Origin of the sequence: Bacillus sp. SIMBA_074, assembly GCF_046534555.1 — a bacterium.
GTDB classification, from domain to species: domain Bacteria; phylum Bacillota; class Bacilli; order Bacillales; family Bacillaceae_G; genus Bacillus_A; species Bacillus_A mycoides.
Genome location: NZ_JAWRYM010000008.1, coordinates 14,430 through 35,738, shown reverse-complemented (window position 1 = coordinate 35,738; position 21,309 = coordinate 14,430). Strand labels below are relative to the sequence as shown.

The 21,309-nt window shown below is 34.5% G+C and carries 20 protein-coding genes and 1 pseudogene; 1 reads left to right on the top strand and 20 read right to left on the bottom strand.

Going from position 1 to position 21,309, the window contains the following annotated elements:
* The first annotated feature begins 153 nt into the window (after positions 1 to 153).
* Complete coding sequence (locus tag SB773_RS11545) at positions 154 to 678, top strand: DUF4871 domain-containing protein (RefSeq protein WP_002029695.1); 525 nt, start codon at positions 154 to 156, stop codon at positions 676 to 678.
* 69 nt (positions 679 to 747) lie between these two features.
* On the opposite strand, the gene SB773_RS11540 is transcribed toward SB773_RS11545, so the two are convergent.
* From SB773_RS11540 to SB773_RS11450, 20 genes and pseudogenes are all read right to left on the bottom strand, one after another.
* Positions 748 to 1,950: an NAD(P)-dependent malic enzyme gene (locus SB773_RS11540; protein ID WP_088031327.1), complete on the bottom strand. Its 1,203-nt coding sequence runs from the start codon at positions 1,948 to 1,950 to the stop codon at positions 748 to 750.
* 59 nt (positions 1,951 to 2,009) lie between these two features.
* Positions 2,010 to 3,356: a 2-hydroxycarboxylate transporter family protein gene (locus SB773_RS11535; protein WP_016121435.1), complete on the bottom strand. Its 1,347-nt coding sequence runs from the start codon at positions 3,354 to 3,356 to the stop codon at positions 2,010 to 2,012.
* Positions 3,357 to 3,478: 122 nt separating this feature from the next.
* Complete coding sequence (locus tag SB773_RS11530; RefSeq protein ID WP_060750776.1) at positions 3,479 to 4,186, bottom strand: response regulator; 708 nt, start codon at positions 4,184 to 4,186, stop codon at positions 3,479 to 3,481.
* A gap of 1 nt (position 4,187) precedes the next feature.
* Positions 4,188 to 5,786 (bottom strand): sensor histidine kinase, encoded by a 1,599-nt coding sequence (locus tag SB773_RS11525; RefSeq protein WP_410589993.1) that lies wholly within the window; start codon positions 5,784 to 5,786, stop codon positions 4,188 to 4,190.
* Positions 5,787 to 5,864: 78 nt separating this feature from the next.
* Positions 5,865 to 6,683 carry a methyl-accepting chemotaxis protein gene (locus SB773_RS35365; RefSeq protein WP_434476221.1) on the bottom strand — a complete coding sequence of 273 codons (819 nt, stop codon included), beginning with the start codon at positions 6,681 to 6,683 and terminating at the stop codon, positions 5,865 to 5,867.
* A gap of 120 nt (positions 6,684 to 6,803) precedes the next feature.
* A pseudogene (locus SB773_RS35360) lies at positions 6,804 to 7,706 on the bottom strand (HAMP domain-containing protein); the annotation flags it as partial.
* A gap of 434 nt (positions 7,707 to 8,140) precedes the next feature.
* Positions 8,141 to 8,869: a C39 family peptidase gene (locus SB773_RS11515; protein ID WP_410589991.1), complete on the bottom strand. Its 729-nt coding sequence runs from the start codon at positions 8,867 to 8,869 to the stop codon at positions 8,141 to 8,143.
* 43 nt (positions 8,870 to 8,912) lie between these two features.
* Positions 8,913 to 9,734: a hypothetical protein gene (locus SB773_RS11510; RefSeq protein WP_060750507.1), complete on the bottom strand. Its 822-nt coding sequence runs from the start codon at positions 9,732 to 9,734 to the stop codon at positions 8,913 to 8,915.
* A gap of 232 nt (positions 9,735 to 9,966) precedes the next feature.
* Entirely contained in the window at positions 9,967 to 11,205 is a 1,239-nt protein-coding gene (locus SB773_RS11505; protein WP_410589988.1) for a sensor histidine kinase, read from the bottom strand.
* Between the two features lie 11 nt (positions 11,206 to 11,216).
* The gene (locus SB773_RS11500; RefSeq protein ID WP_002091066.1) at positions 11,217 to 11,888 is read right to left on the bottom strand and encodes a response regulator transcription factor; all 672 of its coding nucleotides are present in this window, start codon (positions 11,886 to 11,888) and stop codon (positions 11,217 to 11,219) included.
* Positions 11,889 to 12,100: 212 nt separating this feature from the next.
* Positions 12,101 to 12,805 (bottom strand): metallophosphoesterase family protein, encoded by a 705-nt coding sequence (locus tag SB773_RS11495; RefSeq protein WP_289403015.1) that lies wholly within the window; start codon positions 12,803 to 12,805, stop codon positions 12,101 to 12,103.
* A gap of 419 nt (positions 12,806 to 13,224) precedes the next feature.
* Positions 13,225 to 14,601: an ABC transporter substrate-binding protein gene (locus SB773_RS11490; RefSeq protein WP_107887615.1), complete on the bottom strand. Its 1,377-nt coding sequence runs from the start codon at positions 14,599 to 14,601 to the stop codon at positions 13,225 to 13,227.
* A gap of 27 nt (positions 14,602 to 14,628) precedes the next feature.
* Positions 14,629 to 15,450 (bottom strand): carbohydrate ABC transporter permease, encoded by an 822-nt coding sequence (locus SB773_RS11485; protein WP_044444446.1) that lies wholly within the window; start codon positions 15,448 to 15,450, stop codon positions 14,629 to 14,631.
* Positions 15,447 to 16,379, bottom strand: a complete 933-nt coding sequence (locus tag SB773_RS11480) for a carbohydrate ABC transporter permease (RefSeq protein ID WP_044444445.1) — start codon at positions 16,377 to 16,379, stop codon at positions 15,447 to 15,449. The genes SB773_RS11485 and SB773_RS11480 overlap by 4 nt, the downstream gene beginning before the upstream one ends.
* Positions 16,379 to 17,476, bottom strand: coding sequence for an ABC transporter ATP-binding protein (locus SB773_RS11475; protein WP_410589984.1), 1,098 nt, complete (start codon positions 17,474 to 17,476; stop codon positions 16,379 to 16,381). Before SB773_RS11475 ends, SB773_RS11480 begins: the two co-directional genes overlap by 1 nt.
* Positions 17,473 to 18,039, bottom strand: coding sequence for a glycerol-3-phosphate responsive antiterminator (locus SB773_RS11470; RefSeq protein ID WP_044444444.1), 567 nt, complete (start codon positions 18,037 to 18,039; stop codon positions 17,473 to 17,475). The genes SB773_RS11475 and SB773_RS11470 overlap by 4 nt, the downstream gene beginning before the upstream one ends.
* 307 nt (positions 18,040 to 18,346) lie before the next feature.
* Positions 18,347 to 19,027: a GNAT family N-acetyltransferase gene (locus SB773_RS11465; protein WP_044444443.1), complete on the bottom strand. Its 681-nt coding sequence runs from the start codon at positions 19,025 to 19,027 to the stop codon at positions 18,347 to 18,349.
* A 170-nt stretch (positions 19,028 to 19,197) separates the two neighbouring features.
* Positions 19,198 to 20,070 carry an ankyrin repeat domain-containing protein gene (locus tag SB773_RS11460; RefSeq protein ID WP_410589981.1) on the bottom strand — a complete coding sequence of 291 codons (873 nt, stop codon included), beginning with the start codon at positions 20,068 to 20,070 and terminating at the stop codon, positions 19,198 to 19,200.
* A gap of 290 nt (positions 20,071 to 20,360) precedes the next feature.
* Complete coding sequence (locus SB773_RS11455; protein WP_044444442.1) at positions 20,361 to 20,864, bottom strand: nitrous oxide reductase accessory protein NosL; 504 nt, start codon at positions 20,862 to 20,864, stop codon at positions 20,361 to 20,363.
* A gap of 136 nt (positions 20,865 to 21,000) precedes the next feature.
* Positions 21,001 to 21,255 carry a hypothetical protein gene (locus SB773_RS11450; RefSeq protein WP_060750498.1) on the bottom strand — a complete coding sequence of 85 codons (255 nt, stop codon included), beginning with the start codon at positions 21,253 to 21,255 and terminating at the stop codon, positions 21,001 to 21,003.
* Positions 21,256 to 21,309: the final 54 nt, after the last annotated feature.

Genomic DNA, 21,309 nt, shown 5'->3' with positions numbered 1-21,309 from the left:
ATCCCCCACTGATTATTAGCCCTCACCAATTGGGATAGAAAATGTCAAAAGAGGTCGTACAAAACTTACGACCTCTTTTTATGATTTAAAGGAATTGTCTCGTCTTCTAGCAAATACAATTACACTAACAATAAAAATTAGGAGTGTGGCACCATGAAAAAAATCGGAACTATGCTACTTTTCTCCTTCCTCATTACTGGCTGCGCGCAATCGCAACCCGATTCAACAGCACCTAAAAAAGAAGTAATAGAAACGTCATCCTCTCAAATTAACGCACCTTCCTTTTTTCACCTTAGTGTCTTAAAAGATGTAAATTGGGAAGAAGCACCATCATTCGTAGAAGGAAAAATACCGTTAAAAGGCATTGAAAGAAAAATTGCAATGGCTGATAGCTCTATTATCGCAAATGAGCAAAATGAAATAATGTGGTTCTTCCTGGATCCTGAAATGCCAACTGGAAAACTATCTATTATCGCGTTAAAACAAGGAACTACAACTCCAACACCAGTACTCTTTCAAAAAGAAACCTCCAAACAAACTTGGACTACTTCAAATACAGTCGATACAACCGTAAAGGAACTCCCTCTCGTAATGTCACTACCTTCATCTGGATTATGGGTATTAAACATATATGTGAATGAAAGATATTATGATCAATTTGTAATTAATGCCGAGTAAATACACTTCTTCATTATTTTGATTTCTTATCTCAAAAAAAGCAGTGCCTTTTTAAGGCGCTGCTTTTGACTATTTATAACTTGGCATTTTCGTAATCTGTGCCACACCTGAATCAATGGCTGCTTTCGCTACTACTTCTGCAACACTTGGAACAACTCTTTTATCTAATGGATTTGGAATTACATAATTCGCATTACGCTCTTCGTCCGTAATTATGTTAGCGATCCCATATGCTGCTGCTAATTTCATCTCTTCTGTAATATCAGTCGCGCGTACGTCTAATGCACCACGGAATATACCAGGGAACGCTAATACATTATTTACTTGATTTGAATAATCAGAACGACCAGTTCCAACTACAGCAGCTCCAGCTGCTAATGCGTCCTCTGGGAATATTTCTGGGATTGGATTCGCCATTGCAAACACAATTTGTTTCTCGTTCATCGTCTGTATAAGTTCTTTCGTTAATACGTTTGGAGCAGATACACCGATGAAAATATCAGCTTGATGAATCGCTTCCTTTAATGTTCCACGTACATATTCTCGATTTGTCTTCTTTGAAACTTCGATTTGCGCTTCGTTCATCCATGTTTCACCTTCACAAACAATACCTTCTAAACTAACTAACGTAATGTGTTTTGCGCCAGCTTTTAATAATAATTTTCCAATTGCAATTCCTGCCGAACCCGCACCGTTAATAACAATTTTCACATCGTCCATTTGTTTACTTACAACTTTTAATGCATTAATAACAGCTGCTAAAACAACAATAGCCGTCCCATGCTGATCATCATGAAATACAGGAATATTCGTTTCTTCTTTTAATCGTCTTTCAATTTCAAAGCAACGTGGTGCTGCAATATCCTCTAAATTAATTCCTGCAAATGTAGGCTCTAAATTTTTAACAAGGGTAACGATTTCATCCACATCAGTCGTCCCTAAACATAACGGGAAAGCATCTACATTCGCAAACTTTTTAAATAAAATACTTTTCCCTTCCATAACAGGCATAGCCGCTTTCGGTCCAATATTCCCTAAACCAAGTACTGCTGTTCCATCTGAAACAACTGCAACCATATTCCCTCTTGCTGTATAGTCATACGCTGTTTCTTCATCTGCCGCAATTGCTTTGCAAGACTCTGCTACCCCCGGTGTATAAGTCAAACTTAAATCGTCCGCTGTATTCACTTCTACTTTACTTGTAATTTCAATTTTCCCTACTAATTCTTTATGCAATAACAATGATCTTTCATTAATTTGTTTTTCTAACATACTTATAATCTCCCCTTAATTTGACAAGCTAGCTATATGAATATAGCTAGCTTGTTTGATCATGAAAACATTTTTAATAAAATTGTCGCTGTTACGACCATTGCAGCCCCACCTAAACGCGTTGAAATTTGTGCGAACGGCATTAATTCCATACGATTTGAAGCTGATAAAATAGCAACATCTCCAGTTCCACCTAAACCACTGTGACATCCAGTTACAATCGCTGATTCAACTGGATACATTTTCATCACTTTCCCTACAAGAAAACCTGACGCTACCATTGTAAGAACAACCGATGCGCACACAACAACATATCCTACCGAAAGAACTGCTGCTACGTCTTTTAACGGAATGTATAGCAATCCTAAACCGACCATTAATGGCCATGTTAAATTCTTTGAAATGAATTTATATAAATGGAATGCTCCTTGCTCCATTTTTGCTGGCATTAGATTAAAGTACTTCACAATTGCCGCTGAAAAAATCATAATGATTGCTCCTGGAATACCGATAAACTTAGAAGCGAATCCTCCGAAAATAAAGAATGTACATGCAATCAATAATCCTGCTCCCATTAATGAGAAATCAATTGGTTTTTCTGTATTTTGCTCCTTTAATAAATCTGCTTGATTGTCTGTTTTTACTAATACACCATTACCACTAAGCTCAGGTCTCTTCTCACCTAAACGCTTCATATACCCTGCACTCACGATTGCAAACATATTCCCAATAATAGCTGCCGGAATAAGCTGTGATACAAACGTTGCTGATGATTCATTTAAAATATCACTATAAGCTAGCGACAATGGTAAAATCCCTTCTCCGATACCACCACTCACAATTGGTACGATGATAAAGAAAAATGTCTGCTTCATTTCAAATCCAAATAGTGAACCGACTAATAAGCCCACTGCTACAGAAGCTAACGTTCCTACTACTAAAGGAATAAACATACGAACGAACCCCTGCACTAACACTTTACGGTTCATTCCCAAAATACTTCCAACTACTAAACAAGAAATATATAAATATAAAAAGTTCGATTTTTTCATTAACATAGTCGCAGCTTCCATTGAAGCTGGATTCATCCAGTTAAAAAATACAAGTAACGATGGAATAAATAATGAGAGAATTGCTGGACCACCGATATTTTTTAATATTGGAATTCTCATTCCAATATCACCTAAGAAAATACCCATGATCATAATAACTGCAAAACCACCAATCATATCTGCTGGTAATTTATTATATACAGATGCTCCATAAATAATAGCAGCCAATACTACATATAACGGTAAAGGTATAACACCGATTTTAACGTTCATAATTTTAGAAGCGAAAGATTCACTTTTCAATTCATTGCCTTCAGAAAATGATATCGCTTCCACATTTTTTTGAATTCCCATATGGCACCCCCTTGTTTTCTTAATAACAATATTAAAACGCTTTCAATAGTAAAAATAGTTTTTGTAAGTTTTGTAATTGGTTTTGTAATTAAAAAAAGTATAAGCGACTTATAATAAGCCGCTTATACGTAAAAGTCTATTTTATTCCGGTCAATACACCTTAATTTACTCACCGGTCTTCCCACATTTTGATACACCATTTCATTCTCTAATACTCCGATTTCAGTCAAAAACATTACATACTTTCGAATAGAAACTCTCGAAACCCCTACTAATTGCGCCATTTCATCAGTTGTAAATGCTTGTCCATTAAGTGATTCGATTTTCTTCCAAATTAATTGCAATGTTTGCTTCGTTAATCCCTTTGGAAGTTCTTTATTAACAAAAGATTCTCTTTTTTCTTTTTGCAAAATTAATGAATCTAATTCCGATTGACTAATTTTTTGTTGTTCTTTCATAAAAGTAAGTTTTTCTCGATATACAGTTAATGCCTCTTTAAATCGTTCAAATGTAAATGGTTTAATTAAATAATCTACTACGCCATATTGTAATGCCTTTTTAATACTCACCATATCATGTACAGCTGAAATCATCATAATATCAATTTCTTTTTCTTGATTCCGAATATACATTAACAGCTCAAATCCAGTCTCTTTAGGCATAAAAATATCAAGTAATACTAAATCTACTCGTGATTTCTCTAATACTTCTATCGCCTCTTTTACTGATTTAGCTGCATGAACAAGTTCAAATCCTCCCACTTGCTCTAAATAATGCGTATTTAACATCGCAACCATCGGATCATCTTCTACAATCAAAACTTTGATCATCTTATCTCTCATCCCTACTTTTAGGTATTTCAATCGTTATTATCGTTCCCGCTCCTAACAATGAATGAACATAAATTCTCCCATTTATTCGCTGTATGCTTTCCTTTACAAGATGCAAACCATACCCCCGATTATCACCCTTTGTGGAATAACCTTTTATAAATAATGCATCAATTTCATCTTCTTTTATGCCTTTCCCCGTATCTTGTACTGTAATGATTAATGTATCCCCATATTGTATTCCAACTTCAACCTGCTTCTTCTCACAATTCATCACTGCGTCTAATGCATTATTAATCAAATTTCCGACAATGGTGATCAGTTCATGAATGATACGTTCATCATATATTTCTGGTAAGTAAGAATCTTCTTTTATAATTAACTTTATATTTTTCTCTCTAGCATAGCTAAGTTTACCTAATAAAAAACCAGCAAATACTGGGCTTTGAATTTTTTTCATAATCCCCCCAATTTCATATTGATGCTCTGATACCATACTACTTACATATTTCTGCAATTCTTCATACTGTTTCATATGTGTTAGCCCTAATACGACATGCATTTTATTCATAAATTCATGAGATTGTGCCCGTAACGCTTCCGCATATAGCCTAATACCAGTTAGTTCCTCTGCTAATTTTCTAATTTCTGTTTTATCACGAAATGTTGCGATCGCGCCAACTATTTCTCCTTTTACATATAAAGGAACACGATTTGTGACAATCGTAATTCCGTAAATATTTTGTTCTTCGTTTAATTGTACCTCGCCTGTTTGCAACACTTCTTTTATACGTGAATTTGGCATATACAATTCAACATCTTTACCAATAAAGTCTTCTTCAAGTCCACTTTTCTTAAATAATCGTTTTGCCTCATTATTTATTAAAGTTACATTCGCCTCTTTATCTACAGCAATAATACCTTCTTTCACCGAAAGCAACATCGTATTTCTTTCTTCAAGAATTTTTGCTATCCTATGCGGCTCAAGACCAAATAAACTTTTCTTTATATGTCTAGCTAGCAATATTGCTCCTATAATCCCAACTAATACTCCAACTCCGACACCAATATAAATAATATGTCTACTTTGCTTAACTCTTTCTTTTACATTATCTGCTGAAATACCGACAGCTACTGCTCCAAGCTGTTCACCTGTTTCAGAAAATATTGGTACAAACACTCGCATTGAAATACCTAAAGTTCCTTCTGCTAGCGATACATGTTCCTTCCCTTTCAATGCAGGTCCTTCATCTCCCCCAATAAAATGATGACCTATTTTTTGAGGATTTGGATGAGATTTTCTTATTCCATCCATATCCATAACTACAATAAATTGAACACCTGTATTTTTTAATATTCTATTTGTATACGTTTGGATTGCTGAAGTATCTGCTTTCCCAATCAAACCATTGATTACAACTGAATCATTCGCCACAATGTGTGCAATTGTTTTCGCTTTCTCTGCTTGGCTTTCCTCCGTTGTCCGTTCTACATTATGACTAATTAATATATCTGTCACAAGTAAAGAAAAAATGACAACTGTACAAACTAACAATGTAATCGTTTTCCATAAATTCCATAGTCTTTTTCTTTTTTTCATCCCGTTAATGACTCCCCTAATTACTGAATAGAAAAATAAGTAAGGTGATATTATTTTCACCTTACTTATTTGCTGTTATTATACTTTAAATTTACTAGTCATTGCTTGTAGTTCTTCGGCCATCTCAGCTAAGTTTTGCGAAGCCGAACTAATTTCTTCCATCGAATTTACTTGTTCTTCTGTTGAAGCTGCAACACTTTGCATACTAGCTGTATTTTCTTCTGCAGCCGCTGCAATTTCATCAATAGCGTTTGTCACTTCATTTGCATCTCCAGCGATTCTCTTCGTTGTTTCTACCATTTGATTAACTTGAGAAACAATATGAGTAGTAGAACTTAAAATTTCTGTAAAACTTACTTTCGTTTTTGTTACAACATCTAAGCCTTGTTGAACTTCCCCACTCACATTATCCATTGCCTTAACAGTATGTTCAATATCAGCCTTAATTTCTGCAATTAAATTTGCAATCTCTCCAGATGATTCTCCTGATTGCTCTGCTAATTTTCTAACTTCATCAGCTACAATAGCAAATCCTCTTCCCTGCTCACCTGCTCTTGCCGCCTCAATAGCCGCATTTAAAGCTAATAAGTTCGTTTGAGTAGCAATATTTTGAATTGCTTCAGAAATAGCTCCTACCTGCTTTGATTTCTCATCAAGAAGTTTAATAATAGCATCTGACTCGGATACCGATTTAGAAATAGACTGCATTTGTTTTGCTGTTTGTTCAACCAATTCTTCCCCTTCTTCAGCTCTTTCTCTCGCATGTAATGAGGAGATAGAAATTGATTCCGCGCTTCCAGTTACATCTTGAATTGCTGTATTTACCTGTTGTAATGTAGCCGCACCTTCTTCAACACCTTGACTTTGTGATTCAGCCCCACCTGATACTTGTTCCATTGCAATTGTAATTTGATCTGTCGCATCATTTGCTTGCTGTACGCTCGCTGTTAACTCTTCAGCCGATGCAGCGACATGTTCTGCTGAAAAACTAATTTGAGTAATCACATCTTGTAAAGAGGCAGACATTTCATTAAATGAATCCCCTAATTTTCCTATATCATCCTTGGAGTAAATAGTAATTTTTTCTGTCAAATCCCCCTTACTAATCTTATGTGCCGAATCAGCTATTTTTCGTAATGGCCTTGTAATAGACTTTGTAATGAAATAAATTAGTACACTACCAAATACAATAGCGATAGCAATGACAATCAAAGTCTTATAAAACACTGGATTCGCAGCTTGGGTAATTTCTTCGTCGAACATAACTCCAACTACTTTCCATCCTGTTTTCTCATTTGTTTCAAAGATTAAATTCTTTTTATCACCTTGTTCTGTATAAGACACATTTCCTTGTTTTTCTTCATAAATTGGTTTAATCCACGGATCAGTAACTTTTGCACCTGGTTTTCTAGACGGATGACTAACAATTTGCTTATTTTGATCTAAAATAACTGCATAACCTTTTTCACCAATGTTAATCATTTTGGAAATTTTTAAGATGTTATCTAAATTTAAGTTAATTCCTATAACACCTTTACCATCTTTTACTTCTTTAGCAATTGTCACTACCATATTTTTAGTAGATGCTGATTGATATGGTGCAGTAACAATTACTTTCCCTTTATTTTCATGTGCTTCTTTATACCAAGATCTATCTGTTGGATTATACCCATCAGCCATTTGGATAAATGGTTCTCTTATAAACTTTCCCGCCTGTGTTCCAATATAAATACCTTCTACTTCTGGATGAAGTTTTATATATTGCGCTAACTTCGTTCTTACTATTTCTTCTTGTCCGTTTGGATATGTATCCTCTGTTAAGATGTCTGCAAAGTACGTCGCATCAACAAATTTCTCTTCTATATTTTGAGAAATAACAGTATTTAAAACTGAAATATTTTCCTTTGCTTTATCGGTCATTTGATGTTCAAAATTTGTTTTGGCAGTTTGATATGAAACACCACCGATAATAAGTCCTGGTATAGTTAAAATAATAAAAAATGAAATGATTAATTTTTTCTTGATACTCATACTTTTAACCCAGTTAAATATATTTTGCATAATAAGCCTCCTTTATGTAATAGAACACTTGTGTAATTTTATACAATCAACATGTATAAAACAATATATAATGATAACATGTAATTCTTTCGTCAATTATGCATTTTTACATATCCACTTCTCCTAAACATTTTAATCCTAAAAAACAAGAGAACTTTAGCATATATAATATGCTAAAGTTCTCTTGTTTTTTAACAGCTTCTCTTCAAAAAAATCTGCAAAACTTCTCTTACAATTCCTTAAATCTTTATCCTTCACCTTATAGTTATATAGTTCATGCTCTTCTTCCTAATTTATTTGGAGTTATTTACATAGCTAATTGCCTGACTCCCCATCTGCACCCATGCCTGTTCAAATTTTCCTCTTGGCACTTTTACATCTAAGCTATCATCGAGGGGATCTCGAATATATACAGATTCCTTATCGTACCCAACAAGTACAACACAATGTTCATTATACGTAATAGAAACATCCCCACTATTTGTTTCCCATGTAGTAAATTCAGCTTCATCTAAAGGAGCATATGTTGCATTCGTAATCATTACTACCGGTTGCCCATTACTTACACTCTTATAAAGTTCTTCAATACTCTTCCCTGTTAAGTCCACAGCTTTATTCGGTAAATATTTTTTTGCTAACTTAAAAAGTGGTCCGTGATATACACCGTATCCGGATTCAGAAAAGGTATAAATATTCCCTACAAATCCTTCATTCGGATTCCCACGTACACCATCTTCCATAAAATTAACTTTTTTTATTTCATTTGCTAATTTCATCTTATCTACAGAAACACCTGCGTATTGTAACATCATCGCTAAACTTGTTACTTCGCAGCCTCTATCTAACTCTGGTAATTGCTGAATTAAAGGCACATTTGATAACATGACTTTTTCATCGTTATTACTAAACTCTATTCGTTTTTGACTTTGTACACTTGAAAATAGTAACCCCTTTACTTTCTCTACATACTTTGTAATTCCATTTGTATATGCACCCCATACCCCTATACATAGTAAGGCCATACATATATACCACTTCCATTTTCGTATCACTCTCACGCCCTTTTTAATTCGTTAAATACGAATAAAACGCATCAGCATCTGTTTGAACCATAGGAACAAACTTAAGCTCTTTTCCCTTTTCAGGTTGTTCAAGATTTATCTTCTCCGCTAAATCTTGAATCTTCAAATTCGTTCTGTCCATACCTAGCTCATCTGCTATTTCTATTACCTTTTGCTCATTTATTTCTCTTAATACTTGATATATATCTTTGCCATATAAATCAATATGATATTTTTTTGCTTCTTCCTGTACTTTTTGTTCGTACACTTCTTGTGCTAACTCTTCCATCTCTTTTCCTTGTTGAGCAATACCTAGCTTTTCTGCTTCTTCTCTAACTTTCGTTCCGTAGATTTCTTCCTCAATCTCTTCTATTTCTTTTCCTTCAGTTGAAACACTAAGCTTTTCTGCTTCATTATTAATTTTAATCTTATTAATTTGATCAATTAAACTTACAATCGACGTATTCTCTATAGATATTCCTAGTTTCAACGCTTCTTTCCTCACTTTTGTTTCATAAATTTCTTCTGAAAGAATTCCAACATCTTTCCCTTCTGCCGAGATACCTAATTGATTAGCTTCTCTTCCTACTTCGGTCTCATGAATTTCTTTTTCTAACGTAATTTGTTCTTTCCCATCCGTTTCAATGCCTAACTTTTCCGCTTTTTCTTCCGTATGCATTGCATGTATTTTCCCATCATTTAATTGTTCTTTACTACGCTGCGTGTAATCTGTCTTTCCTTTTGTCATTCCAGAAGGGGAGGCACCCCCTAATATACTTAAACTCATTACTCCAATAGTGAATACCGTCATCATTTTCTTTTTCAAGACTTCTTCCTCCCTCTCACGCTTTCTTTTTCCAGCTTTCCCATAAATTTTTTTATACTATACATAAACTTCATCTCTGTTAGAAATAACCTTATGATTTATCCAGTTCATTCAAAAAAACTTACATCTTTTCTTTCCATCACAAGTTTCCATTATGTAATACATGCTACAAGTTATTCCTTAACTTTCCCTTAAAAAAGACGACCTTGTAAAAACAAGGTCGTCTTCTCACTTATAATCTTTGATTTTTTGGGAAAATCACTTCAAAACAAGTTCCTTCTCCCCATTTGCTCTCTACCGATATTTTTCCATAATGCTTTTCTACAATCCAATTAGCGATTGAAAGACCTAACCCAGCTCCTTCTGACATACTTCTTGCTTTGTCTCCTTGATAAAAACGATCAAATAAATTTGGAATATCTTCTTCTTTAACTCCTATCCCATTATCTTTCACCCGTATACGAATTGAATTACTCGTTTGTGTGCAATCAATTTGAATATGCCCATCTTCATTCGTATACTTCATCGCATTATCTAACAATATGACCATCATTTGATGGATTCTCTCTCTATCACCCATAAACGTTATATCACGTTCTACTTTTAATATCATCGCTTTTTCTTGATAAGAGGCAATTTCTTTATATGGATTTATAATTTCCTCTAACAACTTATCCAGTTCAAATGTTTTCTTTTCCATCTCAATTTGATTAGAATCCGAACGTGCTAACAACAATAAATTGCTAACGAGTTTCGATAGCCGCCTACATTCTTTTGAAATTGTAGAGATATCCACGGCTTTTTCTTCTATCGTAGCGGATGGGGACTGGAATAATACATCCGTTTTTGATTGAATAACTGCAAGCGGTGTTCTTAATTCATGTGATGCATCGGAAACGAATTGCTGCTGTTTCTCCCATGAATTTTGAATAGGTATGAGTGCCCTGCCAGCTAGGAAAAAACCGATACCTATTGCACATAGACTGCCTATGCTACAACCTATTATGAGAATTAAAAATAAAGTATTTAACATTTCTTCTTCAGCTGTTGTATCACGTACAATTTGAACTATTTTTCCATCTTCTTGAAACGCAAACGTTCTAAAATATCGTCCTTGCACTTCAATATCTTGCAAATCCTCTACCTTTTTTGGAGAAAACTTTTCCAAATCCCCTTCAAAGTTAGAGCGAAATTTATGGTTATCGCCTTCTATCTCCACTATTTTTCCATTCCAAGTTATTATAGTTATCCGTGGGTCTCGAATTTTGATATTCTCTATACGTTTTCTTGGTGGTGGCATTTTAACATCAAATTTTTCTCTATACTGAGTTATCATTTTTATAGATTGATCCACTTCATTATAAGTACGCTTGTATGTGTACGAATAAATAATACTACCTAATACACCTATTAATAGGATAAATACTAACGAATTCAATATAGTTAGACGAATACGTGTCTTTTGAAACATGCTTCCCTTTCTCATTGTTCTTTTAATATATATCCAATACCACGAACGGTTTGAATATCTTTCTGATAACCGAATGGTTCTAATTTTTTACGTAAATGATGTACATACACTTCTACAATTGCTACTGTCGTATCAGAATCAAATCCCCAAACACGATCAAAAATTTGTTCACGCATTAAAATCTTTCCGCTATTTTGAATGAGATACTCTAGTAGCTCATATTGTTTTAATGTCAGCTTAATACCTTGTCCATCTACTTGAATGTCTTTATCTTTTCCGAACAATTCAATCCCTTTATAGCGAATGGTCTGCTGTGTTGTTAAACTACCACTTCTGCGTAGTAATGCACGAATTCTCGCTTTTAATTCAGGGGCCTGAAACGGTTTAACAATATAATCATCTCCACCAAAGTCCAATCCTTTCACTCGATCTTCTAAAGAATCCCTCGCTGTCAAAAACAGGACTGGCGTTTCAATCTTTTCATCACGTATTTTTTGAATCACTTCAAATCCGTCCATTTCTGGCATCATCACATCAAGCAAAATTGCATCATAAATGTTTTGCAGCGCCAAAAACAAGCCGTCTTCCCCATTCATTGCCGTATCCACTTCAAATTCATCACGTAAAATTTGTACGATAGACTCTAATAACGAGGCATTATCTTCTACTACAAGTAAGCGCATATTCTCACCTTCCACAATCTATTTCAACTCTCTTTATTATTGCATCTCTTCTCTTCATAACGAAATAATGTAATCATATTATGTAATTTCATTTTCAACTATTTCCTTCTAAAGTTTTGCTCGATATAAAATTTTGAACCTTTATTATAAAGGCTCTTTCTTAAATTTTGCTTAATAAAAAATTGAAAGAAATAAGATTCCTCTTATCTCTTTCAATTTTTTACTACATATACCTTTTTACTTGGCAACTCCAAACAATTTAACTGACCACCATACACAGCCCCGCCATCAATTCCAATAATACGATTACTACCAAAATACACTCCGCAATTCTCACTACCATGAAGTGTTTTTGTTTCCGTATGGCCAAATACAACAACCTTTTCGCCGCTATATCCATTATGAAATTCATTACGGATCCACATTAATGTATATGGTTCTGATTCAGAAACTCGATTCATCGGCTCAACACCAGCATGTACAAAGATATACTCTTCTGTTTCAATGTAATGATCTAATTCTTGAATAAACGTTACATGTTCCTCTAATATATGAGATTGTAAAATCGGTTTTTGGAAGTTTTCCTCATTAACCGCAATGTCTTCTTCTACAAATCCATAGCTATATAACGTTTTATCCCCACCATTCCTTTTTACCCAATGGTTCCATGAACGTTCCTCATCTGTCGTTAACGCCTTAATCATCATATCTTCATGATTGCCCTTTAGAACGAGGGCTCCCGCTTCTTTTAACTCTTTTACCTTTTCAATTACTGCACACGCATTTGGACCACGATCTACATAATCCCCTAATAAAATCAATTGATCCTGTCTTGCATCGTATTGAGCTTCTTCCAATAACTGTTCGAACTTTTCTATTTCTCCATGAATATCACTAATAACAAGTATTCTCTTCATTTCTTCCCCTTCTTTCTAAACCATTCTCTTTCTAATTATAGATTAAAACGACAGAAATTTCTGAATCATAATCCAAAATAGCATTTATTACAAATAAAACTATTATCCTTACAACACTGTAAGTCTCTTGTCATCCAATTCGATAGTTGCAATTACTATATTTCTTTATACTAAAAGTAAGAAATGAAACAAAAAACAAGGAGAGATGAGATATGAAAAAAGTGATGGAAGTTATAGTAGCAGTGGCAGAGGTTTTCGTAAATGGTAAACAAGTTGCAATGGAGTTAAACAAATAATGAAAAGAACAATACTCTTCCTGGACCCTTTACTCATATAAAATAGATAAGAATTCATCATTTCTTTGATCCCTTATCTCCTTATAAAGAAAGCCGTATCCCTCATAAGGATACGGCTTTCTCTTATTTTTGATTCGTACGAGCTGAAATACTAATTGCTCTATCTGTTGCTTTTGCAGCTTCATCCAACGCTTCTTTACTATTTTTCCCGTCATACATTGCTTCTAATGCTTTTACGACTGCATCTCTTGATTCTGGGAATACACTAATTAATGCACCTTGAGTTGCTGGAGATTGCTTCGTTGCTTGTAATTGCTCTACCGTTACTTTTAACTGCGGATACTTTTCATACTGCTCTTTTACTAACGGCTCATTATATGCATCTGGATTAATTGAGAAATATCCTGTTGCAGTATGCCATTTTGCTTGTACATCTGGCTTCGTTAAATATTTCATAAAGTCCCAAGCACCTTGCTGCGTTTCTTCTGAAACCATATTCGTCATCCATAACGATGCACCGCCAATAACAACACCATTTTGTTTCGAATCTTCTGGATACGGAATATACGAAACGCCTACATTAAACTTAGATGCATCAATTAAATCACGAACACCAGCTGAAGAATCTAAATACATAGCAACTTGTCCAGACTGGAACGCAGCACGAATATCATCCCAACTTGCTCCATACTTTCCAAGTGCACCAGCTTTATTTAATTCATCTAACATCCCAAATACTTTTTGACCTTCTTTTCCGTTAAATACCGCTTTCTTTGCAGCATCTTTACGGCCGTTTTCGTTGTCTACATATAAAGCACCTTGTGTCGCTAACAACTCTTCAAAGAACCAACCATAATTCAGCATTGAAAATCCATACTGCTTTACATTTCCGCCTTCTTTAATCGTTAACTTTTTCGCCGCTTCTTTTAACTCATCATATGTTTGCGGAGCTTTCTCTGGATCTAATCCAGCCTTCGCGAAAGCATCCTTATTATAAATTAATACTGGTGTAGATGAATTAAACGGCATAGAATACATTTTTTCATCAACTGAATAATAGTTCGTAATTGCTTTTTCTAATTTTGATGTATCGTACTTATCTTTTTTAATCCAGCTATCGATAGGCGTAATCTTTTTGCTATCAATCATATACTTCGTTGTAATTTCACTCGATTGAACAAGAGCTGGCGCTTCTTTCGTTGCAGACATCGTTTTAAATTTCGTTAAAGACTCTTCGTATGTTCCTTGGAACTCTGCCTTTATCTCGTATTTATTCTGCGACTTATTATAGTCTGCAACAAGCCCATCTAGTACACCTTGTGTTTTTCCACCCATTGCATGCCAGAAACGAATTACAGTTTTATCACCATTCTTTTCAACTGGAGCTACTTTTGCCTGTGCTTCAGGTTTCCCCTCTGTTTTACTATTTGAACAAGCTGCGCCGGTTAATGCCATTGTGGCTGCCATTAAAAGAGCAGCACTTTTTTTCAATAAACTCATCTCAATCCCACCTTTTCCTATGTATGCTTATTTAATTGCACCTTTTGTTAATCCTTTTTGTAATTGCTTTTGCCCTAAAAATAGTAAAATCAACGTTGGAATGACGATAACCGTAACACCGGCCATTACACTGCCCCAATCAGTTGCAACTTCTTGAGATTGAAGCTGCTTTACACCAATTTGAACCGTTCTTACTTTTTCATCAGTGGTTACTAAGAGCGGCCACAAATACATATTCCACGTTGTTAAAAAGCTATATACTCCAAGCGTAATAAAACTCGTTTTACAATACGGAATTACAACACTGAATAAAAACCTTACATTTCCAATCCCTTCAATAAAAGCAGCTTCTTTCAGTTCATTCGGAAGTGTCATAAAATGTTGACGTAGTAAGAAAATACCGAAAGCTGTTGCAAAGAATGGCACTGTCATCCCAGCAAAGCTATTGATCCAACCAAAGTTTTGAATCGTTAAAAAATTCGGTACCATCGTTGCTTCCCACGGAATAAGCATCGTTGAAATAAACAGGAAGAAAATTACGTTTCTCCCTTTAAACTGAAGAAAAACAAAAGCATAAGCTGCTAAACTGGATACGATAAGTTGTCCAACCATAACAATCGTCGATACAATTAAACTGTTATACAAGTATGTAAAAAGCGGTACTTTTTGAAAGATATTAATAAAATTATCGAAAGTAAATTGAGTTGGAAATAACCTTCTCATTTGAATATCATCTGGTGTCATAAAGCTTATTAAAAACGCATAGAGTACAGGAAAAAACACCATTACTGCACTAATAATGAGCAGCATGTATAATAGGAAATTTTGTTTCCACTGTTTAACGATCATTTATAATGCACCTTTCTCTCAGCAAACTTGAATTGAATCAATGTAGCAATAAAAATGAAAACGAATAATACCATTGCTTGTGCACTTGCTGTTCCAAATTGATGATTCACAAATGCTTCTTTATAAATCGAGTACACAATTAAATTCGTTGCATCATTTGGTCCACCGTGCGTTAAAATATCAATTTGTCCAAAGCTTTGGAACGCACTAATTAACGTTACTGTCACGATAAAAAATAAAGTTGGTGACAGCATCGGTAATGTAACGCGGCGAAGCTTATACAAATAACTGGCACCATCTATAGATGCACTCTCATATAAAGACGTATCAATATTTTGTAAACCACCTAATATAACTAAAAATGCAAATCCTGTATTCACCCAAACCGTTGTAACCGATACAGAAAACAGTGCCCATTCTGGACTCGTTAACCATGCGATTGCAGGAAGATTCATAGAGGCTAATATATTATTAAATAACCCTACACTTGGATGAAATAAAAATAGCCAAATCACTGCACTAGCAGCTACTGATATTCCCATCGTTGAAGAAAAGAGAACTCGGAATAATCCGATCCCTCTTACTTTTTCATTTGCAAGTAATGCAAGAAATAAGGCGAATACAATACTAGTAGGCACTGTATATAAAACAAATAATAAAGTTGACTTTATACTTTTATAGAAAGCAGGATCCGAAAATAAATATTGATAATTTTCTAAGCCCACGAAAAGATTAGCTTCTCCGTGTATATCTGTTAAATAAAAGCTATAGTAGATCGTCCTAAACAATGGATAGAAAAGAAAAATTGAAAATAACAAAATAGATGGCGCCAAAAACAATAATCCTATTCTTAAATCTTTCGTTCTGCCCCATAAACTCTTCTTTTTTGACACTGTTGTTTGAACTGGTAACTTACCTACTTCAATCATTATTTCGCCACCACTTTCAACTCTTCTTCAGCCACCACTTTTAATCGTTCATTCGTATTTTGGTGAAAGAAGCATAGTTTTTCTTGCGAGAATAATAATTTTACTTTGTCACCTTTGTTCAGGAGTAACTGTCCGATGACTTTCGCACTCCAAGTTGCTCCATTTACCGCAAAGTTTAATATAGATTCATTCCCTAATACTTCTACAGATTGCAGCGTAACTTCTTGTCCTTCCGCAGACAATGCAATATGCTCAGGACGCATGCCGATTCGAATTATTCCTTCTGGTAATTGCTTTAACTGTCCAATAGATAATGGAATTTGCAATTGCCCTATATGTAATATGCCTTTTTCTTTATCCACTTCCCCATCATTTATATTCATAGAAGGAGAACCTATAAAACTTGCAACAAATTCGTTTGCTGGTTCGTTATATATATCAAGCGGTGTTCCAACTTGTTGTATACTTCCTTTATTTAAAACCATAATACGATCTCCCATAGTCATTGCTTCTATTTGATCGTGAGTAACGTAAATCATCGTAATTCCTAATCGTTGCTGAATTTCTCTAATTTCAATCCTCATCTGGGCACGTAATTTCGCATCTAAATTCGAAAGTGGTTCATCCATTAAACAAATCGGTGCTTGACTGACGATGGCCCTAGCAAGTGCAACACGCTGTCTTTGTCCACCTGATAGTTGCCCAGGCTTCATTTTGACATATTCCTTCAACCCTACCATCTCAACAGCTTCCATCAATCGTTTTTGTCGTTCTTCTTTCTGTACTTTTCTTACCTTAAGTCCAAATAAAATATTTTCTTCTACAGATAAATGTGGGTATAGCGCATAATTTTGAAATACCATTGATAGATTACGATCTTTTGGCTCTAAATCATTTGCAACATGTTCATTAATAATTAAATCTCCCGAAGAAATTTCTTCTAAACCAGCCAGCATTCGTAATAATGTACTTTTTCCACATCCAGAAGGTCCAACTAAAACAAAAAATTCTCCTCTTTTAATATGAACTGATACGTCTTTAACTGCTGTCTCTTCCGCATTTTTATATACCTTTGAAACATTTTTCAATTCAATCACAAGGTTGCACTCCTTTTTTCTTCTTGTATCCACACTTCATAATGACTCGTTGAAATTGCACTTGCTCCTGCACGAATTGCGATTTCTGCATCCTCTCGCGTTTGAATCAGCCCACCTGCAATAATAGGGAATTTTATTTCCTCCGCTAGCTGTTTAATAATAGAAGGCATAATGCCAGGCATAATCTCTACTGCATTCGGTTTAGTCGTTTTACAATTTTCAATTGATTTTGTAAGAGATAAAGTATCAACAATAAAAATGCGTTGAATCGTTTTCAATCCAATTTTATTGGCATTTCGAATTGTCGATCCCTTTGTCGAAATAATACCTTGTGCTCCGATAACATCTTGAATATATAAAAGTGCTTCCTCTGTGTTCGTATTTAAGCCTTGTATAAAATCACAATGAAGAAATACATCGTGTCCATGTCTCTGTAGTTCATATACACGCTCTGGTAACTCCAGCATTGAACCAGTCATAAGAAAAACTGTTTTCGGTAATTTTTTGTATGTTTTGTACCCTTTCCAATCCTTTATCATCGCAATATAAGGTTCTTTAAACATTTATTCCACCTAGCTTTTCTATTTTTATCCAAACTAAAAACACCTACTTACATAGAACACCTTTCTCCTTATTTGAACTCTAGGGAATAGAGCACACTTAAGAAAGCGGCACGTTATATGTAAGCGGGTGTTCTCAAATGTTCTCTACCCTAGTTATTTTGTTACCTTTACTATATTACGCATTTATTAAGTCAGTTTTGATAAATTGTTAATTAGATGTTAATCGAATGTTAATATTCACCATATTACTTTTACAATAATCTAGATATACGAATAAACTCCAACAGCAAACAACTGTGTTTAAAATTTAAGTGATATGCAAATTCATTCCATAATTAATCAATTCTAGTTTTCTTGCCACTGCTTGCGAAGCAAAGTTATCCCAAGAAGTACTATAAAGCGGAATGCGCTTTTCCTCTTGTATTGATAGTGCCCAGGCTGTAACGACATCAGCACCATATCCATTCCCTTGAAACTCCACTAAAGTTTCCACACTTGCCTCAGCAGCTACGGGCGTACTTCTGGCACTGCAACATATAGAAACTACCTTTTCATTATTTACAATTGCAAAATAAGGTCGCCTCCATTCCATCTGTTCTATTAGATTAGAAAAATTTTCTCGCAAAAGCTCTTTATTCTTCTCTGTTATTTGTATTGTTCTAGTTGGCTTATGTAAATTATTAGGGAACATGAAAGCAGGACCCACCCAAATATTCTCCACCGTTCTCTCTTCATTTAATACTTTAATGATCTTTGCTATCTCAATGTGATTTGAGCATTCTCGAATTAATTTCTCAATCTTACTTATCATTTCACCATGCAGTTTATAATGATACCTCGTTATATTCCCTTCACGAGTTCTGCTAAGAAAAAAACGTGGTGCTTTCAGATTTCCATTTTCATTTACACACTTTATTCTTCCTACTTGATTATGAACAAATAAAACTTCTGCCTGAATTGCTATTAACTCAAGTTCTGAAAATCGCATTTATACCCTCCTTAATTACTATTTGTAGCCTTCTCGATATAGCATCCATCCATTTTTTCAAAACAAAAATCCCATTTAAATACACATTACTGAATCCATCATACTAAAATGACTTCTTCATTCTGTCTATCTAAATGGGATTATTTCGTGCTTTTTATTTCTTCAGCTTGTTATTCCGCCAGTTGTGGTTGCGGCTGTACTACTTCATTCGCTCCAGCTATCCTCAACATATTCGCAATATCTTTAAAACCTCTTTTTTCAGCATATTGCAGCGGCGTAATATTTTCCTTATTGGCCATATTTACATCTGCCCCGTGGTCAATAAGCATTTGAATTACTTTCTTATGACTTTCACTACCATTTCCTAATACAATTGCTTCTAATAAAGCTGTTCCACCACGTTCATTCTTATAATTCACATCAATATCTGTATGCTCTAATAATTCTTTAACAACCTCTACATGGCCACGCTCAGATGCAGAAATAAGTGCTGTTCCACCTGACTTAGTCGTTTCCTTCGTATTAACTCCTGCATTAATTAATACTTTTACAATATCCGCATATCCTTCTCTACTTGCATAAAGAAATGGATTGCTTTGTTTTTCGTCTTGAATTTCAATATCAGCACCCGCATCAATTAATGCTTTAACTGTCTCTACATGATTTTGATACGTCGCTGCAAGGACAGGCGTTTCTCCGTTGTCACCTTCTACATTGATATTCGCTCCATCTTGGATCAGCTTCATAGCTGTTTCTGTGTCTCCAAGCGTCGCAGAAAGTAGCAACTGTTTGTCCATTAAATTTATACTTTTTTCTTCTTTAGATTCTTCCTGTTCTTTATGCTTTTCTTTTTTCTTTTCGTTTTTCACATGAACCGGTTTTGATTCTGGCTCCTCTTGCTTATCGCAAGCCACTACCGTCATTAAAAGTCCTAATAACATACATAATAAAATTTTTTGTTTTCTCACAACTACAGCTCCTATGAAAGATAATGTTTTCTTAACCATTCCTCCATCACATACAATAATTCTTCTTGAGTACATTTATCCATAAGCCCTTTAGATTCCTTCTTTAATCGAATTATTCTAAACTTATATCGATGTTTCTCAACCTATTGGAATGATACGCCTGATGGCCTCATCATTAACATTATGAAGCAATTAGTTTAGCACGTTTTTACCGCATTTGTATACATTTCTAAAAAGTACATAAATGATTGCTTTAGGTTACTATATTCCATTGTAACCGTTCTTCTAAAAATTTTACACCTTTTCTATATTTGCACCTGAGTAATAATAGAAACAGACAACTATATAGTTGTCTGTTTCTATTATTAATGATGCCCACCGTGATTCCCTGTTTTCGGTTTTCCCATCATCTCTTTATTCATTTCCCATTTATGCTCTGATAGCTCTTTATACGAAAGAACTTTCCCCTTATAGTTAGATACAAAACTCTCTGCATCTTTTTTATTTTTAAATGAAATGACATTATAAGCCATCGGTGTCGTTATTGTTTTATCATATACGTAAGTAGCATCTTCCAACGAAACCCAATCTTTCGAATCATAATCTCGAACAAATTTTTCTTTCGTCTTTTCACCTGAATTGATCTCCATCCATTTATACATGCAACCAATATCATCAAACTTTAATGCTTTTCCATTTTCTAAAATAATTTCGGTTGCGAATTGATTATCGATTACCCCAATTTGGCAAATGTCACACTTATCATTTTTCTCATTAATCGCAACAGCTGTTAGTTCTTTTTTCCCACATCCTACTATCGTAAATATGAAACATAAACATATAGCAAGTACGACATATTTTACTTTCATCAATATTCCTCCCTAGAAACCGTATACTCCACGAAAAGAATACCAAAAGGTTGTGTGAGATTTGTGAAAAAACAATGTTCTTTTTGTAATATATGGAACAAAAAAGAGATGTGCAGTTACTTCTACACATCTCTCATCATTCACAACCAGTAATTAACAAATCATCTTCTAACTTAACTAATAATGTATCCGTATCAATTTCCTGTCCAACTTCTACATTTACTAATCTTATATTTCCACTGATCCCTACCCCGATTTTCTCAAGCTCACCATCGTACTTTCGAATCATCATTAATTTTTCCCATTCATATACGTAAGAGGATTCATTAATAAAAATCTCCTCTACTTTGCCTTTACATGAACTATATATCTCTTCTATTCTTGTTTCCATTCAAAATCTACTCCCTACTTCACGCGCTTCTCGTTTTCACCTTATTCTACCATT

Bases quoted from the DNA above. Each gene is read 5' to 3' on its own strand.
- SB773_RS11545 (WP_002029695.1), top strand. From the start codon at position 154: ATGAAAAAAATCGGAACTATGCTACTTTTCTCCTTCCTCATTACTGGC.
- SB773_RS11540 (WP_088031327.1), bottom strand. From the start codon at position 1,950: ATGTTAGAAAAACAAATTAATGAAAGATCATTGTTATTGCATAAAGAA.
- SB773_RS11535 (WP_016121435.1), bottom strand. From the start codon at position 3,356: ATGGGAATTCAAAAAAATGTGGAAGCGATATCATTTTCTGAAGGCAAT.
- SB773_RS11530 (WP_060750776.1), bottom strand. From the start codon at position 4,186: ATGATCAAAGTTTTGATTGTAGAAGATGATCCGATGGTTGCGATGTTA.
- SB773_RS11525 (WP_410589993.1), bottom strand. From the start codon at position 5,786: ATGAAAAAAAGAAAAAGACTATGGAATTTATGGAAAACGATTACATTG.
- SB773_RS35365 (WP_434476221.1), bottom strand. From the start codon at position 6,683: ATGGAACAAGTATCAGGTGGGGCTGAATCACAAAGTCAAGGTGTTGAA.
- SB773_RS11515 (WP_410589991.1), bottom strand. From the start codon at position 8,869: ATGGCCTTACTATGTATAGGGGTATGGGGTGCATATACAAATGGAATT.
- SB773_RS11505 (WP_410589988.1), bottom strand. From the start codon at position 11,205: ATGTTTCAAAAGACACGTATTCGTCTAACTATATTGAATTCGTTAGTA.
- SB773_RS11500 (WP_002091066.1), bottom strand. From the start codon at position 11,888: ATGCGCTTACTTGTAGTAGAAGATAATGCCTCGTTATTAGAGTCTATC.
- SB773_RS11495 (WP_289403015.1), bottom strand. From the start codon at position 12,805: ATGAAGAGAATACTTGTTATTAGTGATATTCATGGAGAAATAGAAAAG.
- SB773_RS11490 (WP_107887615.1), bottom strand. From the start codon at position 14,601: ATGAGTTTATTGAAAAAAAGTGCTGCTCTTTTAATGGCAGCCACAATG.
- SB773_RS11485 (WP_044444446.1), bottom strand. From the start codon at position 15,450: ATGATCGTTAAACAGTGGAAACAAAATTTCCTATTATACATGCTGCTC.
- SB773_RS11480 (WP_044444445.1), bottom strand. From the start codon at position 16,379: ATGATTGAAGTAGGTAAGTTACCAGTTCAAACAACAGTGTCAAAAAAG.
- SB773_RS11470 (WP_044444444.1), bottom strand. From the start codon at position 18,039: ATGTTTAAAGAACCTTATATTGCGATGATAAAGGATTGGAAAGGGTAC.
- SB773_RS11465 (WP_044444443.1), bottom strand. From the start codon at position 19,027: ATGCGATTTTCAGAACTTGAGTTAATAGCAATTCAGGCAGAAGTTTTA.
- SB773_RS11460 (WP_410589981.1), bottom strand. From the start codon at position 20,070: ATGTACTCAAGAAGAATTATTGTATGTGATGGAGGAATGGTTAAGAAA.
- SB773_RS11455 (WP_044444442.1), bottom strand. From the start codon at position 20,864: ATGAAAGTAAAATATGTCGTACTTGCTATATGTTTATGTTTCATATTT.
- SB773_RS11450 (WP_060750498.1), bottom strand. From the start codon at position 21,255: ATGGAAACAAGAATAGAAGAGATATATAGTTCATGTAAAGGCAAAGTA.